This is a genomic window from Litorimonas sp. (assembly GCA_029936425.1).
In the GTDB taxonomy this organism is placed as follows: domain Bacteria; phylum Pseudomonadota; class Alphaproteobacteria; order Caulobacterales; family Maricaulaceae; genus Litorimonas.
Genome location: JAPYSU010000150.1, coordinates 1 through 1,165, shown reverse-complemented (window position 1 = coordinate 1,165; position 1,165 = coordinate 1). Strand labels below are relative to the sequence as shown.

At 44.1% G+C, this 1,165-nt stretch carries 1 protein-coding gene; it reads right to left on the bottom strand.

Annotation, left to right across the window (positions count from 1 at the left end):
* Window positions 1–1,165: nidogen-like domain-containing protein (locus ACN0IC_RS15655; RefSeq protein ID WP_416879676.1), on the bottom strand; the 1,165-nt coding region annotated here is incomplete at both ends.

Here is a 1,165-nt window from a genome sequence, read left to right as displayed (position 1 = left end):
AATAATGATTCATTATCCCAAATCAGAGTCCCATCTGGCGAATATACTTCAGTGCTGGTCAAGGCACCATTCAGTTGGGCATTTGGGGCCGGGTTACTCACTCGCTGCTGAATAGCAACAACTTCACCAGGAAAGTAATCTCTCTTATCCGTTGTGATTTTTGCTGCTGTTTGCGCCTCAGTTGGCGGCACGATAACGAACGTCTTATTTATCTCACCTACCAATTCACCTTCTTGCCCATACAGAGCCAAATGCACGGAATATTCACCAGAATAGGCATTCCCTGTATTCCATTCTGAATCGCCGAGGCTCAATTGTGACCCAGCTGGCACATACAAATCTGACAGCTGTTGCACATCCGCCACAACAAACCCTGAAGCATCACGAATGGTTATTGCAGCATCCACTTCCGAATCAAAGCCACTTAAGCTTTTTATATTAGAACCAATCTTCACTTTCTGGTTATACGTATAAGAGAACCGGTCAACATCTACCAAGCCAGAAAACGAGTACTGTAAAACATTTAAACTCTCCCCTCCCAAGACCCTCTCTATATGTTCACCTTTTGAATTGTAATAGGATAGAAAAACTTCACTTATCACCGGCACAACACTTCCCGGCGATGCCCCTGGAACATTCAAGTCAAAGTCAATTTCTTCCAATTGTGAAAGTTGAAAGCTCTCAAAGCCCCACTCATAAACAAAATCATCGCCATTTTTATAAGAAGAAACTGGAGCTTGAGAGAAGCTAGTAGAAACGACATCAACAGATAGCGGGACTGACAATTTCACACTTACATCTGAAAGTAACTCATCAGGAGACTCATCAACCACACCATTTCTAACCTGAAAACGCCAAACCCCTGATTCTCCCACATTGCTCGTGTCAACCAGACCCAAGACATTTTCTGTTAAAGAGTCAGGGTGCGCATAGTAGTTTTCTTGATCCCCCGCATCAAAACCAACTTGTGCGGGCACACCACCAAGACCACCACTTCCACCGCTAGCGTCGCCGGTAGTCCACTCCAATCTCGAGTAACGGTACTCAACATCAAAATCCCCAGAGCCAATATCACCCCTGTTCGTCATAACCAGTTGAAACGTATTATATTTATCTTTATTAGCACTGTAATAACCGACCTTATACCACGTAACCACAATACGGC